Here is a 14,956-nt window from a genome sequence, read left to right as displayed (position 1 = left end):
AGAAGTGGCGCCGTGCACCGACTTGCTCGCCCGATTGCTGGCCTGGGTCCGCTGCCAATTCCGGCGTTACCCAGCGATCCATGGCGAGACTGTACCCGTCAGCAGTTAGCCAGGGCTATGCGCGTTCCTGCCGCGGCCTCCTGTGGTCTGCCCGGTCAGCGCCAGCCGTCGGCGGCCTGTGCGGCTTGCATCAGCGCTTCACACAGCTCGCGTAATTCTGTCGCCTCGGCTCCTTCGTTAAGTGCTGTGGCAACGTCTTCTGCCGCACACCGCACCTGGTAGACGCGGTCGGACAGGTCGGCGGCCTCGTCAGCGGAGAGCACTACCGCGTCGGGGGGCAGCGACGCACCTTTAGCGCCGTTGATGAAGGCTCGCTGCTCGTAGGCCCGCTGCCGACACGACTGCCGGCAGTACTGACGGCGACGGCCCAGCCCGCTGTCGGCGACATGACGTCCACACCAGCGGCACGGCTGCGGGCGGGCGCGACGGCTCACGGGGTCGACTTTAGCCGGGTTATGCGCGAATCCCGGTATCATGGGTGGTCGAGTCGCGAGCTGGCGCGCAAACCCTGGGAACTCTGCGACCGCCCGGGGCGTTGTCAGGACGCTAGCTGCTGATAAGAAATTAAGAGGAGTGGGTACCAATGGCTGATCGTGTCCTGAGAGGCAGTCGCCTTGGAGCCGTAAGCTACGAGACCGACCGCAATCACGACCTCGCGCCCCGCCAGATTGCGCGTTATCGCACCGAGAATGGCGAGGAGTTCGACGTACCGTTCGCTGACGACGCCGAGATCCCCGGCACCTGGATGTGCCGTAACGGGATGGAAGGCACCCTGATCGAGGGTGATCTGCCGGAGCCGAAAAAGGTCAAGCCGCCCCGCACGCACTGGGACATGCTGCTCGAGCGCCGAACGGTTGAGGAGCTCGACGAACTGCTCAAGGAGCGTCTGGACCTGATCAGGACGCGCCGTCGCGGTAGCTGACGACAGCGGCGCCGGCTAACCTCACTTGGTAACCGCTACTGCACGGTTGCGGGGCAACCGGCCGCCGATGCCCCATTGGGCGACTTTGACCAGCGCTTCGCGGATATTGGATCCGCTCATCTTGGAGACCCCGAGCTCGCGCTCGGTGAACGTGATCGGCACTTCCACGACGGTGAACCCGTTGCCGATCGCGCGCCAGGTCAGATCGATCTGGAAGCAGTAGCCCTTGGAGTCGACGGCGTCCAGGTCGATCTTCTGCAGAACGCCGCGACGGTAGGCGCGGTAACCGGCGGTGATGTCGTGTATGCCGATGCCCAGGGCTAACCGCGCATAGCTGTTGGCCGTCCACGACAGCGCCCAGCGCCGCCATGGCCAATTCTGGACGTTGCCGCCGTCGACGTATCGGGAACCGATGACCAGGTCGGCTCCGGCATCGACCGCCTCCAGTAGTAAGTGCAGTTGTTCGGGCGCGTGACTGCCGTCGGCGTCCATCTCGACCACCGTGGTGTATTGCCTGCTGAGCCCCCAGGCGAATCCGGCCAGGTATGCCGCGCCCAGACCATCCTTGGCGGTGCGGTGCATGACGTGGATGCGGTATGGGTCGGCTGACGCCAGCTCGTCGGCGAGCGCTCCGGTGCCGTCGGGGCTGCTGTCGTCCACGACAAGCACGTGCACGTCGGGACAAGCCTGGTGCAGTCGCCGCATGATCAGCGGGAGGTTCTCCCGTTCGTTATAAGTGGGGATGATCACCAGGGTGCGCGCGGTGGGGCGATCGCCCGCCACTCGCGTCACCGGATCTCCGATACTCATGCGCGCCGCTCCTCCTCATCGCTTCGTCCCCCTCCCCGCTGCGCGGCTGGGGGCGCCCCCACTGCATCGTCGCCGACGCGGGTCATGGGTCACCGTTTTCTGGCCGCTGGGCAACCATGCGGGCCGAGTGTCGGCCGCTCTCGTCGAGCGCGGCGTCCTGGCCGTCCTTGTCGAGCTCGCCGTCGGCGACCACATCGTCGCCGAGCGAGTCGTCGTCGGGCTTCTGGTTTGCTGGCCTGACGTTCTTCACCAACTCCGACAGACGACGGTTGATCTCCGTGAACCATCCATTCTGCAGCATTGCAGCGAGCAGGACCGCAGCAGCTGCCACGACCAGGCTTCCCTGCACGATCGGGCCCCACTTGGCGGCCGGCGTCAACGTTGTTTTGCGGCGGACCTGATTGTCCAGATAGGCCGCTTCGAAGAACCCCGTCCGGCTCAGCTCGCGACCGTCCGGCGTGACCAGGGCGGAAATTCCGACGTTGCTGGCGACCACGGCGTAGCGGTCGAGCTCGACGGCGCGAACCTTCGAGAAGGCCAGCTGCTGCTCACTCATGGTCTGGTTGAAGTTGGCGTTGTTGGCGGGCACCGCGAGCACCTCGGCGCCGCCCAGGACCGAGTCGCGCAGCGCCCGGTCGAAAATCACTTCCCAGCAGGTCGCGACGCCCACCGGAACGCCCGCGGCGCGCACCACGCCGGTCCCGGTGCCCGGGACGATATAGCCTGCCCAGTCGGCGAGCCCGGACAGGCGCCGGAAAAAGCCGCGCCAGGGCAGGTATTCCCCGAATGGCTGCACGATCCGCTTGTCGTGCCGCTCGCCCGGTCCCGTCTTAGGATTCCAGACGATCACCGTGTTCGTTTCCGCCGGCGATTTCTGGGTCCGAGCCGCGACGTCGAGCACCGTACCGACCAGGATCGGTGCGTCGATCGCCTCGACGGCCGCCGAGATCTTCTGCGCCGCATCGGGATTGCGCAATGGATCGACTTCTGACGCGTCCTCGGGCCACACGACGAAGTCGGGCTGGGGGGCGCGCCCGACATGCACGTCGGCGGTCAGCTGGCGGGTTTCGCGGACATCGTTGCCCAGCACCGCAAGCCGCTGCGCGTTGAACTCCAGACCGAGGCGCGGCACGTTGCCCTGGACCACTGCGGCAGTGACGACGGGTTCGTTCCCCGATCCGGTGCCGGAATGGCGGACCTGCGGCCAAATAGCCGCCGTGGCGGAAAAAGCCAGGCAAATGCAGATCGCCGGGAACATCACCGCGGGCGGCGAATCGGCCCTCTGCACGTGCGAGGCCCGCAGCCATGACGCGATCTCCAGTGCGATCGCGGTGGTGCTGCAAGCGACCAGCACGATAGCCAACGACAGCAGCGGCACGCCGCCCAGCCGGACCAACGGCAAAAACGGGCCGTCGGTCTGACCGGCAGCCACCACGCCCCATGGGAATCCCCCGAACGGCACCGTCGACTTCAACCACTCCTGTGCCGCCCACAGCACCGCGAACCAGATCGGCCAGCCGGGAAGCCGGCGCACCACGACGGCCAGCAGACCGAAAATTGCGGGGAACAGCGCGCACACTCCGACCAGCGCCAGCAACGGGACGGCGCCGACGAGAATGCTGACCCAGCGGATTAGCGGCAGGTAGAACGCCACGCCGAACAGAAAGCCGTAACCGAATCCGCCGAGTGGTGTGGTGGCCGGGCGGGTCAGCACCCAGGCCAGCACGGCAAACGCGATGATGGCGGCCCACCACCAGTTGAGCCCCGGATAGCTCGAGCAAAGCAGCAGACCGGCAAGGATCGCGGCGCTCAGGCGTGTCAACCGTGGCCGCACGGCGTTGCCGAATTGCGGTAACCGCGTCCGCTGCTGGTTTGCCAGCCATACCAGCAGCACACCGCCGAGCCGGACCAGTCGCTGACCTAGGTCGGTGGCGTGCTGACGGCCTCGATTGCCCAGGGTCAACGGCCGATCATCATCGGCGCCGGCGGTGTCCTCGGCGTTGTCTGGATCCCCGTGTTGAACGGGGGTCACGCCGGTGCCGTCGTCTTCGGCAACCGGAATGACCTCGCTGTCATCGGACCGCATCCAGCGGTCAAACCGCCTGACGCCCTTAGCCATAGATGACGACACCCCTGTGCACGGTTTGCCGACAGCGGGGCAACGGATCGCTGCGACCCAGCCGCGGCAAGGCGGGCACCCGCGAGCGCGGATCAGTCGACCACCGCTGGACGGCGTCACTGGCTGCACTGACGTCGAGCTGGCTCAGGTTTTCGACGTCCCAGATGGCGTAGGACGCGGGCGCGCCGGGAACCAAGGTGCCGATCAGCCCGTCTCGGGCGCCACCGGCTCGCCAGCCGCCGCGAGTGGCCGCGGCGAACGCCGCCCGCAGCGAGACCGAGCTGCCCGGCGTGTGGTGGTTGGCAGCTGCGCGGACCGTCGCCCAGGCGTCGAGGCCGCTCACCGGGGCGTCGGATCCGAACGCGAGGGCCACGCCTTGGGATGCTAACAGCGCAAACGGATTGAGAACCGCTGCTCGCTCGACGCCGAGACGGCGGGCGTACATGCCGTCAGGCCCGCCCCAGAGCGCGTCGAAACTGGGTTGCATGCTGGCCATCACGCCCCACGCGCCCAGCTTGGCTGCCTGGTCCGCGGTGGCCATCTCCAGGTGCTCCAAGCGGTGGCCGCAACGGGCCACCGCGGCCACACCGAGGTCTGTGACCACACGCTCGAAAGCGGCGATGGCCATCGAGACCGCGGCGTCACCGATGACGTGGAAACCCGCCGTCACGCCGGCCTCGGTACACGCCCGCACGTGTGTGGCGGCGACCTCGGGATCCAGGTAGCAGGTGCCGAACCGGTCCGAGGCATCGGCGTAGGGCTGGTGCAGCCAGGCGGTGTGCGAGCCCAGCGCGCCGTCGACGAACAGGTCGCCGGCCAAGCCGGCAGCGCCGGTGTCCACGACGAGCGCAAGCGCCTGCGCTGGGCCGCTCACTGCTTCGCCCCAGTAGCCGGTCACCTGGACGCCGTGGTTGAGGGCACACAGCGCCAGCCAGTCGTCCAGCCCGCCGATCTCGGGGCCGGCGCATTCGTGTACCGCGACAATCCCGTTGGCGGCGGCGGCGTCCAGCGCGGCCCGCTGCGCTGCGGCGCGCTGAGAATCCGTGAGCAAGTCCCGAGCGGCGGCGCGGACCAGGTGATGGGCGTCGCCGACCAACGGCCGCTGTTCGGCAAATCCGGTCGCCGACCGCAGCGTTGGCATCCGGTTGCGCAGAGCGGTCGAGGCCAGCGCCGAGTGCACGTCGACTCGGGCCAGGTAGGCGGGCCGGTCACCCAGCACCGCGTCCAGCTCCGCGGTGCTGGGCGCGGCATTCTCCGGCCAGGCGGTTTCATCCCATCCGTGCCCCCAGACCGGCTGGCCGGGATGAGCGGCGGCGTAGTCGGCGATCAACGCCACGCAATGCCGACGCGACGTCGACGTTCGCAGATCCAGCCCGGTCAGCGACAGACCGGTAGCGGTGAGATGAATGTGGCTGTCGACGAAGCCCGGCGCAACGAAGCCGCCGTCGAGATCGACCACGTCGGCGTCGGGAAACTGGCCGCGTCCGACGTCGTCGTTACCCAGCCACGCCACCAGCCCGTTGCGGACCGCCATCGCGGTCGCATCCGGATGTGTCGGGCTGTAAACCTGGCCGTTGACCAACAGCGTGGTAGGGACGTTCGTCACGCTTTATAACGTCTACTTGGGCTCGCCCGGCAAACCCGGCGGGTCGACATCCGTGACATCGGTGACGTCGATGACCTCGCCGTCGATGTAATCCGGCCCGGGCCGGCGTGCCGACGCGTATTGGTCCGCGTCGACGGTGGTGACGGTGATCAGCGGCGCTCGCCGGCCGACGCCGCGAGCGGCCATTGCCGTCAGCACCGGGCGGACGGCCGCGCGGGTCGCCGGTAGCAGCAGCAGCAGCCCGGCGGCGGTGGTGACCAACCCCGGAACCACCACCAGCACCGTGCCCAGCGCGACCAGCGCGCCGTCGCTGGCCACCCGAGGCTGCTGATTGGTCAGTCCGGATCGCAACCGCGTGAGCTGGCGCTTGGATTGCGAACCCGCCAACGTTATTCCGGCGACGAAGGCGACCAGCAGGAGCAGCAGCGTCCAGCCCAGCCCGATCGTCGAGGCCAGGGCGAGCACCACCGCGAGCTCGACGACGACATAGAGCAGAAACAGTCGTGACACCACGAGATGGCAACGTCGGAAGCGGCCGCGGGAGTTCCGCCTGGCTCCGCAGCACGGTTAGATAGCTGACGTGACGACAATCGAGATCGATACTCCCGCCGGTCCCATCGATGCGCTGCTCGATGTTCCCGAGGGGTCAGGACCGTGGCCGGGCGTGGTGGTGATTCACGACGCGATTGGCTACGGACCGGACAAACAGTCGATCAACAGCCACATCGCCACAGCGGGATACGTCGCACTCACCCCGAACCTGTTCGCGCGGGGCGGTTGGGCGCGCTGCGTCACCAAGGTCATGCGTGAGTTACTCACCAAGCGCGGGCGGGCGCTTGATGACGTGTTGGCGGCCCGCGACCACTTGCTAACCCTGCCCGAATGCACCGGCCACGTCGGCATCGCGGGGTTCTGCATGGGTGGACGGTTCGCATTAATCATGTCGCCCAAAGGATTTGGCGCCTCGGCACCGTTCTACGGCACTCCCCTGCCGCGCCAGCTCAGTGAGACACTGGATGGGGCGTGTCCGATTGTGGCCAGCTTCGGCTCCCGTGACCCGCTAGGTGTCGGGGCACCCAAGAAGCTGCAACGGGTGCTCGGCCGAAAAGGCATCACCAACGACATCAAGGTTTATCCGCGTGCCGGGCACAGCTTTGCCAACAAGCTGCCCGCCCAACCGCTGCTCCGCATTGCCGGATTCGGCTATAACCAGGTCGCCACCGAGGATGCCTGGGCCCGGGTCTTCGCGTTCTTCGGCGAACACCTGCGAGACGCCTAGCCTGCCGGGCGCAACTCCAGGCCGACGTTGTTCTGCATGCCGCCGCGCAGCCTGCTGAAAAAGTTGAACACCCGACCGACCAGCCCGTACTTGCGGGCGATGGCCTCGTAAACGCCAGCGGTGTGTGATTTGTCCAGGATGGTCGCGATCGCCTCGACGGGTTCGCTTTTCGGGCGCCCGCGCATATCGCACACGGCCAGCGTGACCCGCGCAGTGTTGCGGATCCGCTTGACCTTCCATGCCTTGTCCTCGCTGATGACCAGCAGGCGGTCGCCATCGGAGGCGGCCCACACCGGCGTCGGCTTGGGCCGGCCGTCCTTGGTGAAAGTCGTCAGCAAGACGTACTGCGCCTTGGCGATGTCCGCGAAGCTCGGAGGCATCGCGTCAGTCTAAAGCCCTTCGAGGTCGCCTTCGGTTTCCAACAGCACCTGGCGCAGCGCGTCGAGAGTGGCCGGTCGCGGTTCCGCCCACATGCCGCGGCCAGCCGCCTCCAGCAACCGCTCGGCCATCCCGTGCAGCGCCCACGGGTTGGATTCGGCCATGAATTTGCGGTTCTCGAGATCCAGCACATAGGACTCGGTGAGCTGCTCGTACATCCAGTCGGCCACCACCGCAGCGGTGGCGTCGTAGCCGAACAGGTAGTCGACGGTGGCGGCCATCTCGAATGCGCCCTTGTAGCCGTGCCGACGCATCGCGGTGATCCAGCGCGGGTTGACCACGCGGGCCCGGAAGACCCGGGTGGTTTCCTCCGACAGCGTGCGGGTGCGGACCGCGTCGGGGCGAGTGTTGTCGCCGATGTAGGCGGCGGGCGCTCGCCCGGTCAGCGCCCGCACGGTGGCCACCATGCCGCCGTGGTATTGGAAGTAATCGTCGGAGTCGGCGATGTCATGCTCGCGGGTGTCGGTGTTTTTGGCGGCGACGACGATGCGCCGATACTGCCGGTTCATGTCCTGTTCTGCCGGCCGGCCATCAAGCCCGCGCCCATAGGCGAAGCCGCCCCAGGCCGTGTACACCTGCGCCAAGTCGGCGTCGTCGCGCCAATTGCGGCTGTCGATCAGCTGCAACAGCCCGGCGCCGTAGGTGCCCGGCTTGGACCCGAAAATCCTTGTTGTTGACCGGCGTTGGTCGCCGTGCTGCTTCAGGTCTGCCTGCGCGTGGGCCCGCACATAATTCTCGTCGGCCGGCTCGTCGAGGCCGGCCACCAGTTGCACGGCGTCGTCGAGCATCGCCACCACGTGCGGGAACGCATCGCGAAAGAAACCCGAAATCCGGACGGTGACGTCGATTCGAGGTCGGCCCAGCTCCGCCAGCGGGATCGGCGCCAGGCCGACGACACGACGCGAGGCGTCATCCCAAACCGGCCGAACTCCCAGCAGCGCGAGGACTTCGGCGATGTCGTCGCCGGATGTGCGCATCGCCGAGGTGCCCCACACCGACAGGCCAACCGACCGCGGCCAGGTTCCGTAGTCGTCGCGGTAGCGGGCCAGCAGCGAATCGGCCATCGCCATACCGGTTTCCCAGGCCAGCCGGGAGGGCACCGCTTTCGGGTCGACGGAGTAGAAGTTGCGTCCGGTGGGCAGCACATTGACCAGCCCGCGCAGCGGCGATCCCGACGGTCCGGCCGCGATGAATCGGCCGTCCAATGCCCTTAAGATCTGCTCGATTTCGCCTGCGGTGCCGGACAGTCGGGGTACGACTTCGCTCGCGGCGAATCGCAGCACCGCGGCGACGTCGGCGTTGTCGGTGAGCCGTTCCGCGGCAGCCGGATCCCAGCCGCTGGCTTGCAACGCCCCGACGAGTTGGCGTGCGTGTTCTTCGGCCGCGTCGACCGATTGCCGCTCGTCGCTGCCGTCCTCGGCCAGACCGAGCGCCTGCCGCAATCCGGGCAGCGACTTGTCGCCGCCGAAGAGTTGACGGGCCCGCAGCACCGCCAGCACCAAGTTGAGTTCCTGTTTCCCTTGCGGGACTTCGGCGAGGATATGCAGGCCGTCGCGGATCTGAACGTCCTTGATTTCGCACAACCATCCGTCGACGTGCAGTAGCAGGTCGTCGAACGAATCGTCTTCCGGCCGCTCCGCGAGCCCCAGGTCATGATCCATCTTGGCGGCCCGGATCATCGTCCAGATCTGCTGTCGGATTGCCGGCAGCTTGCCCGGGTCTAGCGCTGCGACGCTGGCGTGTTCGTCCAGCAGTTGCTCCAAACGTGCGATGTCCCCGTAGGTTTCGGCACGCGTCATCGGCGGAATGAGGTGGTCGACGATCACGGCGTGCGCCCGCCGCTTGGCTTGGGTTCCCTCGCCCGGATCGTTGACCAAGAACGGGTAGATCAACGGCAGGTCACCAAGGGCCGCGTCCGACCCGCAGGCCGCCGACATGCCCAGTGTCTTGCCCGGCAGCCACTCGAGGTTGCCGTGCTTGCCGAGATGCACGACGGCGTGGGCGTCAAAGCTGTTGGGAAACCCGCCTCCCAGCCACTGGTAGGCGGCCAGATAGTGGTGGCTGGGCGGCAGATCCGGATCGTGGTAGATCGCGACCGGGTTCTCCCCGAAACCACGCGGCGGCTGCACCATCAGCGCCACGTTGCCGGATTGCATCGCAGCGATGACGATTTCGCCTTCCGGATCGTTCGACCGGTCGACGAACAACTCCCCCGGTGGGGGTCCCCAATGGGCTTCGACGGCGTCGGCCAACTCAGCGGGCAGCGTTGCGAACCAGGCGCGATAGTCGGCCGCTGGCACCCGGATCGGGTTGCCGGCCAGCTGCCCGTCGGTGAGCCATGCGGGATCCTGCCCGCCGCGCTCGATCAACGCGTGGATCAGCGCATCGCCGTCCTGCGCTCCCATTTGTGAGACACCGGGAAGCTCGCCCACCTGATAGCCGTGCTCGCGCAGCGCGCGCAAGAGCTTGACCGCGCTGGCCGGGGTGTCCAGACCGACCGCGTTGCCGATCCGGGCGTGTTTGGTCGGATAGGCGGAGAACACCATGGCCACTCGCTTGTCGGCGGACGGGACGTGCCGCAGCCGGGCGTGGGCGACCGCCAGGCCGGCGACCCGCGCGCAGCGCTCCGCGTCGGCGACGTAGGCGATCAGCCCCTCGGCATCAATCTCCTTGAACGACAACGGAACCGTGATGATGCGTCCGTCGAACTCAGGCACCGCCACCTGGCTGGCGACGTCTAGTGGGCTGAGCCCGTCGTCGTTGCCGCACCACTGCTTTCGGGAACTGGTCAGACACAGGCCCTGCAGGATCGGGATGTCCAGTGCGGCAAGGTGTTCGACGTTCCAGCTGTCGTCGTCGCCACCGGCCGATGCGGTCGCGGGCTTGACTCCCCCGGCAGCCAGCACGGTGACCACCATCGCGTCGGCTTGACTCAGGACTTTCAGCGTCTCGGGGTCTGCGGTGCGCAGGGACGCACAATACAGCGGCAGCGGCCGTGCCCCGGCGGCTTCGATCGCGTCGCACAGCGCGTGGACGTAGCCGGTGTTGCCGGCCAGGTGCTGGGCGCGGTAGTAGAGCACCGCAACCGTGGGGCCTTCGACGTCGGCGGCGGCGCGCTCCAGCATGCCCCACGTGCGGGTACTCACCGGCTCGGTGAAACCCAGGCCCGTCATCAGCACGGTGTCCGACAAGAACGCGTGCAACTGGCGCAGGTTGGGCACACCCCCCTCGGCCAGATAGATATGCGCTTGCAGCGCAACGCCGGCCGGCACGGTGGACCGTTCGGTCAGATCGGCGTCGGGCGATTGTTCACCGCTGACCATGACGGCGGGGATGCCGCTGGACAGCACGGTGTCGATGCCGTCTTGCCAGGCGCGGTAGCCGCCGAGGATGCGGACCACCATCATCTCGGCGCCGTCGATCAATTCGGTGAGTTCACCGGGCAACAGTCGCGCCGGGTTCGCCCACCGGTAGTTGGCGCCGCTGGCGCGGGCGGTGATCAGGTCGGTGTCGGAGGTGGACACCAGCAAGATGGTCGGGTCGGGCACGTGTCATTCGTACAGCATCGGCTCGTGTCGGACGGCTGTGGCATACTCGAATGTATGTTCGAAGACGTGTATCCCAGCCCCATCACTACCGCGTCGGCGGCGCCGACGCGGCGTGCCAGTGTCGGGTGCTCGGTTGTTATCGCCCCCCTGGTGGCCGAGGATCTCCGAGGCCAATTCGGCGAGCGCCGTGCACTCTTCGAGTAAGGCCGCCCGCTCGAGGTCGGTGATCTCATAGGCCCGGCGAGCGCGCCCGTCGACCACTTCTTGGCGGGAGGTCAACAGGCCCTCTTCTTGCATGCGGTGCAGCATCGGATACAACGCTCCGGGGGAGATTTTGTAGCCGTGCTCGGCACCACCCACGTACCGGTCAACGATATCGTTAAACGATATCATGACTTTAGGAGGATGACCGACTATTCCGCGATCAGATATCCTGCCCGTCCCGCAGCGCCCCTAACGCCGAATCGACCTTTCGGAGCGAGAATCATGCGTTCAACGGATGCAGCACACAAAATCAGCAAAACGACATACGGGGAACGGATTTTGCCTGGTTTCACCAAGGGTCGGCTCCGGCGGAGCCGGCTCGCGAACGCTAAGGCGACCATGCGCATTGCGAAGCTGTTCGTAACATTAGCCAGCGCGGCAGCTGTGGTCGGCCTGTCCGTGCCAGCGCAGGCCGACACATCGGACGCGACTTTCCTTCAGGCGCTCGACCAGGCCGGCATCGAGCACCCGGACAGCTCCAAAGCGGTACAGAGCGCCAGAGAAGTCTGCGCGTACATCCTGGATGGGCACAACGTAAGCCGAACGGTGCGCGGGGTGCGAAACGCCAACCCTGACTTGACGCTCTCGAAAGCTTCCCAGTTCGTCGCGATCTCACGGGCAATGTACTGCCCCGGTGCCAGGGGCACTACGGCCGGCCCAGACACATTTGAGCCAGACCCGGCCTTAAGCCCCTGACCCGGCCGCTCTAATGAGTACCTATGAATGCCGGGTCGTGTCAGGGTTGGACTAGCCGAAGCGGCCAGCGGTGGTCTCCCCTCCTCAGACTGTTTGGACGCCAACGCGACGCGAGCTAGTTTGTCGCCGCGGTCTTAGGGTGGAGTGCTAACCGGAACCGGCTCGCTGCTCTGCGCCCCTCATCCGCCGCTACCACCGAGCACCCCTACCGTGCAATACGCTTCCTCCGCGATCACCAGGAACTGGGCCGCATTAACCGGCGTCAAGTCTGGATTAGCGAGGTTCAGCCCACGTGCGACTACTGGGATGGGACGCCCCTCTTCAAGGGCGGCGCAGACCGCCTTACCTGCATCGATGGCTTCTTGGGGGTCTGCGTACTCAATTCCTGCTCGGTCAAGCGCTGCAAAGAACGCGTTGTCCGTGGCGTCGGCGTGCGCCGACGTTGCCGTGGCGATCGCGGCACCGCTAGCCGCAGCTAGAATACGCATCACCTGCCGTCGACACATCACAAGTACGCCCGATGCGAGCGGTAGCGCCTGCGGTTGGTGTAGGCCCACGATGTCGCCAGCCAGCCGCTAGCTGTCACCAGTCCGGAGGCGGCGAATCCCTCGGCCCATTTTTCTTTGCCGTCTCCATCGTCTTTCTTTTCGTTGTCGCGATAGTACGTGGCATGGGCACATGCGCCACGACCGCTTATGGTTCCCATCATCGCCTCCTGGAAAGCGGTTCCCGCGGTCACGTCGACGGTGGCCGCCGGGGCGGCGCTGACGTTGCTCGCCGACAGCGAAAGCGTCACGGGTTCACTCTGCGCCGTGGCCGTTGCCCAGGTCGGCGGCACCGACAACGCCCCCAGCGCCGCCGCCTTGCCCAGGCCTGCGGAGGGCAGACCAGCACCAGAGATGGCGTTGAACGGCCCCACCGGGCTGAAGGTGAGAAAGCCCAAGACCCCGAAGCGCGAAAAGACTTGCCTGCCCACCGCGGCAAAGTTCGTGAAGTTGGAGTAGACGCTCATCAGGAAGTTGAAGCTGCTGGACCCAAAGCCCGTCACCTGGGTGGATGGACTCAACAGGGAGCTGACCTGGGTTGCCAGGGACGCGCTCGACGTACCGGACGGCGCCGTCAGCTGGTGCGACGGGCCCGGCAGCGCCGCGGTGAGCTGAAACAGGGTCTGGGAGTTGACACCCGTGACGGGACCAGCGCAGTGGGAGGCCGCGCTGACCTGTTCGCTTAGCCCAGCCGGGTTGACAGTCGTCGGCGGCTGGCTGAACGGAGTCAGTGCGGTTGCCCGCGCCGAGTCCGCGGCATAGCCGTACATGGCAACGGCGTCTTGAGCCCACATATCGCCGTAGAGCGCCTCGGTGGCCATGATCGCCGGGGTGTTTTGGCCGAAGAAGTTAGTCGCGACCAGTGCCATCAGCAATGCCCTATTGGCTTCGATCACTGGCGGGGGCACGGTCATCGCGAACGCCGCCTCGTAGGCTGCGGCCGCCGCCATGGCCTGGGCCGCAGCCTGCTCGGCCACCGCCGCGCTGGCGTGCAGCCATGTCAGATAGGGTGAGACCGCCGCAGCCATCGACGCCGAGGCGCACCCCAGCCATTCGCTGCCAGTCAGCTCCGAGGTAACCGATTGGTAGCCGGTCGCCGACGTCGTCAGCTCGGCAGCCAGCGCCTCCCACGCCGCGGCTGCGGCCAGCATCGGTCCTGCGCCGGGGCCGGCATACATCCGCCCCGAGTTGACCTCGGGCGGCAGCAACGCAAAGTCCATTTTTGCTCTTCCTCGCGGGTTTCCGGGGCCGTGGATCGGCGCTAGCTGCCGAGCTGGCGACGTCGAGCGCGTGGCCGGCTAGAGCGGACGCGCCGATGATGCCGTGCTCGTTGCCGGCCGTCCGTCAACCGGCGGACGGCGATCGGGGCACCACGCTTTTGCGGCGAGATATGGTGTGCGCCGCCGCAGCGCCAAGGCCCCGCCCGGCCAGCGTGCCCAGCATCGTCTCGCCGAACGCTGCTCCCGGTATCCCACCGACGACGGCTGGGACAGTGCCTACGGTGTTGGCAGGCAGCGCAACAGAGACGGGAGTGATGTCTGAGGGTGGCATCGCCCAGCCCGGCGGCACCGACACCGCCCCAATTTTGAGCGCCTGCCCCGAGCCCGCCGTCAGCGAGGAACCGCCAGAGCCCAAACCCGCCGGCCCCACGAACGGTGGATTGTTGATGACCTCGAAGAGTCCAGCGGGATTTTGCGCCATGAACGTGGCCATGCCGATCCCGTTGTTCATGTTGCTGATCAGGTTCGCCTCACCCTCCCAGCTGCCTACCCCGTCGCTGAACAACTGCGCGGGAAGCGCAGTGTAATTCGCTACGTGCCCCAACATCGACGGCGCGCTCGGCGCGCCTGAAGTAGCCGACGAAGCGCCCGATGATCCCAGCGCCGAGGCAAGCGGGCTCACAAGCTGCGACAGCGCCGACCGTGCGCTTGTGCCGACGACCGCGCCGCTTGCCTGCGCGGCTGCGGCGGCTTGGGTCACTTGCCCCGCGGGGTTGGCAATCTGGGGTGCGTTACCGAACGGTGTGAGCGTCGCTGCCGCTGCCGAGGAGCTTGAGTAGCCGTTCATAGCGGCAGCGTCTTGGGCCCACATCTCTGCGTACTGGGCCTCGGTCTCGCCTATCGCCGGGGTGTTCTGGCCGAAGAAGTTGCTGGCGATCAGTCGGCTCAGCAAAGAACGATTGGCCGCGATAATCGGTGGCGGCACGGTGGCCGCCAGCGCCGTCGAGTGAGCGGCCGCAGCCATCTTGGCTTGGCCGGCAGTCTGTTCGGCCCGGGCGGCGGTGCCGTGCAGCCACATCACAAACGGTTCGGCGGCGATTGCCATCCGTGCCGACGACGGGCCTGTCCATTCTCCGCTGGCTAGTCGCGAGACCACCGACCGGTAGGTCGACGCCGTGCAGTGCAACTCCGCGGCCAAATCATCCCAGGCATCTGCCGCGGTAAGCATCGAACCCGGTCCGGGGCCGGAATACAACCGGCCAGAGTTGATCTCCGGCGGCAAGAACCCATAGTCAATATGCATAAGGTGTTCTCCTTGCGCTTTGCAGTTGAGTAGTCCCTGCGGCGGATTGGCCGGGGCGTTGTCGGGATCGCGCTGGGTTGGGGGCCGCAAACATCCGCACGATCGGCCACGGCGACACCGCCAGCCGAAGGCGTCTGCTGCTCATC

Annotated in this window: 12 protein-coding genes and 1 pseudogene; 3 read left to right on the top strand and 10 right to left on the bottom strand. The window is 66.9% G+C overall.

The window, feature by feature from the left end; genetic code table 11:
- Positions 1-155: 155 nt before the first annotated feature.
- A complete protein-coding gene (locus M5I08_RS13410; RefSeq protein WP_370328436.1) occupies positions 156-536 on the bottom strand; it encodes a hypothetical protein in 381 nt (126 codons plus the stop codon).
- A gap of 107 nt (positions 537-643) precedes the next feature.
- Between M5I08_RS13410 and M5I08_RS13405 the strand changes: the two genes are divergently transcribed.
- Positions 644-982: an RNA polymerase-binding protein RbpA gene (locus M5I08_RS13405; protein ID WP_219067775.1), complete on the top strand. Its 339-nt coding sequence runs from the start codon at positions 644-646 to the stop codon at positions 980-982.
- 21 nt (positions 983-1,003) lie between these two features.
- On the opposite strand, the pseudogene lnt reads toward M5I08_RS13405, so the two are convergent.
- The 3 genes and pseudogenes from lnt to M5I08_RS13385 form a co-directional block, all read right to left on the bottom strand.
- Positions 1,004-3,671 (bottom strand): annotated as a pseudogene (gene lnt / locus M5I08_RS13395) (apolipoprotein N-acyltransferase).
- 232 nt (positions 3,672-3,903) lie between these two features.
- Entirely contained in the window at positions 3,904-5,445 is a 1,542-nt protein-coding gene (locus M5I08_RS13390) for an amidohydrolase (protein WP_370328642.1), read from the bottom strand.
- Positions 5,446-5,529: 84 nt separating this feature from the next.
- On the bottom strand, positions 5,530-6,030 hold the full coding sequence (locus M5I08_RS13385; RefSeq protein WP_219067771.1) for an FxsA family protein: 501 nt from the start codon (positions 6,028-6,030) through the stop codon (positions 5,530-5,532).
- 67 nt (positions 6,031-6,097) lie between these two features.
- On the opposite strand from M5I08_RS13385, the gene M5I08_RS13380 reads away from it, so the two are divergent.
- Positions 6,098-6,796: a dienelactone hydrolase family protein gene (locus tag M5I08_RS13380; RefSeq protein WP_219067770.1), complete on the top strand. Its 699-nt coding sequence runs from the start codon at positions 6,098-6,100 to the stop codon at positions 6,794-6,796.
- Here the strand turns inward: M5I08_RS13380 and M5I08_RS13375 are convergent.
- The 3 genes from M5I08_RS13375 to M5I08_RS13365 are packed head-to-tail and all read right to left on the bottom strand — an operon-like array spanning position 6,793 to position 11,175.
- Positions 6,793-7,176 carry a PPOX class F420-dependent oxidoreductase gene (locus M5I08_RS13375; protein WP_219067769.1) on the bottom strand — a complete coding sequence of 128 codons (384 nt, stop codon included), beginning with the start codon at positions 7,174-7,176 and terminating at the stop codon, positions 6,793-6,795. The two genes, M5I08_RS13380 and M5I08_RS13375, sit on opposite strands and share 4 nt — an antisense overlap.
- A gap of 9 nt (positions 7,177-7,185) precedes the next feature.
- Positions 7,186-10,782, bottom strand: coding sequence for a cobaltochelatase subunit CobN (gene cobN / locus M5I08_RS13370; RefSeq protein ID WP_219067768.1), 3,597 nt, complete (start codon positions 10,780-10,782; stop codon positions 7,186-7,188).
- A gap of 3 nt (positions 10,783-10,785) precedes the next feature.
- Positions 10,786-11,175, bottom strand: a complete 390-nt coding sequence (locus M5I08_RS13365) for a PadR family transcriptional regulator (protein WP_219067767.1) — start codon at positions 11,173-11,175, stop codon at positions 10,786-10,788.
- A gap of 12 nt (positions 11,176-11,187) precedes the next feature.
- On the opposite strand from M5I08_RS13365, the gene M5I08_RS26830 reads away from it, so the two are divergent.
- On the top strand, positions 11,188-11,742 hold the full coding sequence (locus M5I08_RS26830) for a DUF732 domain-containing protein (protein ID WP_370328432.1): 555 nt from the start codon (positions 11,188-11,190) through the stop codon (positions 11,740-11,742).
- Between the two features lie 179 nt (positions 11,743-11,921).
- On the opposite strand, the gene M5I08_RS13360 is transcribed toward M5I08_RS26830, so the two are convergent.
- The 3 genes from M5I08_RS13360 to M5I08_RS13350 form a co-directional block, all read right to left on the bottom strand.
- Entirely contained in the window at positions 11,922-12,230 is a 309-nt protein-coding gene (locus tag M5I08_RS13360) for a DUF732 domain-containing protein (protein WP_219067765.1), read from the bottom strand.
- Between the two features lie 17 nt (positions 12,231-12,247).
- The gene (locus tag M5I08_RS13355; RefSeq protein ID WP_219067764.1) at positions 12,248-13,507 is read right to left on the bottom strand and encodes a PPE family protein; all 1,260 of its coding nucleotides are present in this window, start codon (positions 13,505-13,507) and stop codon (positions 12,248-12,250) included.
- 124 nt (positions 13,508-13,631) lie between these two features.
- The gene (locus tag M5I08_RS13350) at positions 13,632-14,810 is read right to left on the bottom strand and encodes a PPE family protein (protein WP_219067763.1); all 1,179 of its coding nucleotides are present in this window, start codon (positions 14,808-14,810) and stop codon (positions 13,632-13,634) included.
- Positions 14,811-14,956: the final 146 nt, after the last annotated feature.

It is taken from the genome of Candidatus Mycobacterium methanotrophicum, assembly GCF_023515995.1.
GTDB lineage: Bacteria > Actinomycetota > Actinomycetes > Mycobacteriales > Mycobacteriaceae > Mycobacterium > Mycobacterium methanotrophicum.
Note: the sequence above shows the minus strand (reverse complement) of the source record. Positions and strands in the feature narration are given on the sequence as shown.